The 1,362-nt window shown below is 49.5% G+C and carries 1 protein-coding gene; it reads left to right on the forward strand.

From position 1 onward, the window contains the following. On the forward strand, positions 1–1,362 hold a 1,362-nt coding region (locus ACTHUR_RS11170), incomplete at both ends, for a PepSY-associated TM helix domain-containing protein (RefSeq protein WP_440398617.1).

The following is a 1,362-nucleotide window of genomic DNA, read 5'->3' on the forward strand; positions in this document are numbered from 1 at the left end:
TTATTTGACTGTTTGCCGATGGCATTTTTATGCCGGACTTTTGGTCGCGCCGTTTTTAACTCTGCTGGCTGTTACAGGGTTGGGAATGCTGCTATTTGCCAATATCACCGGTAAAGAAGGCGAGCGGATACATGTTACGCCGCAAGCAGTGGTGCAGCCTTTGTCGGCTCAAGCTGAAGCCGCCAGACAGTTTGTGAATCCGGAAACTGCTTCTGTGGTGCAATATATTGCGCCGCGCGCAGATGATATGGTGGCCGTATTTCGTGTGAACAACGACGATAAAGCCACTATGGTTGCCGTTGATCCTTATACGGCAAAAGTCGTGAATACGATACCGCGCGGTCAAGGCTGGTATCACACGATGGACGAAATCCATGGCGATATGATGATGGGTGCGACTGGTGACTACCTGTTGGAAACTGCTGCATCGCTAACCATCATCATGATTGTGACCGGTATTTATTTGTGGTGGGTAAAACAGCGTAGTCTGAAGGCCGTCCTTTTACCTAAAGCAGGCAAAGGCCGTTCTTGGTGGCGCAACCTGCACGGTGCGGTTGGCTCTTGGGTTTCTTTGATTTTGCTGCTGTTCTGTTTGTCTGGTATTGCTTGGGCAGGTATTTGGGGTGGTAAGGCTGTGCAGGCATGGAGCCAATTCCCAGCCGGCAAATGGGGTGTGGAGCCTAATCCGGTATCTTCCGTGCCAACCCATGGCGATGTGTTGAATGATGGCAAATCCAAAGAAGTGCCGTGGATTTTAGAGCTGACGCCTATGCCGGTTTCCGGTACGACACTGGGCGAAAACGGCATTAATCCAAGTGAACCGATGACGTTGGAAACGGTTGACCGCTTTGCGCGCGAAATTGGCTTCAAAGGCCGCTATCAGTTGAACCTACCTAAAGGCGAAACCGGCGTATGGACGCTGTCGCAAGACTCAATGAGCTACGATATGATTAGTCCGACTGCGGATCGTACGGTACACATCGATCAATACAGCGGCAAAGTCCTGGCTGATATTCATTTCGATGATTACAACTGGTTTGGTAAATTCATGGCAGCAAGTATTGCTTTGCATATGGGTACACTGGGCTGGTGGAGCGTATTGGCAAATGTCTTGTTCTGTCTGGCGATTATCTTTATCTGTGTCAGCGGCTGTGTGATGTGGTGGAAGCGCCGTCCTTCGGAAGCACGTGGTTTGGTTCCTCCTGCACAGAAAATCAAATTGCCGGTATGGTGGGCAATGGCTGTGCCACTTCTTATTTTGGCTGTGATTTTCCCGACGGCTATTGCCGCAATCGCTGTTATTTGGATTTTGGATACACTGTTATTATCACGTATTCCAGCATTAGCAGGATGGTTTAAATA

Source organism: Neisseria sp. P0021.S007 (assembly GCF_051956855.1).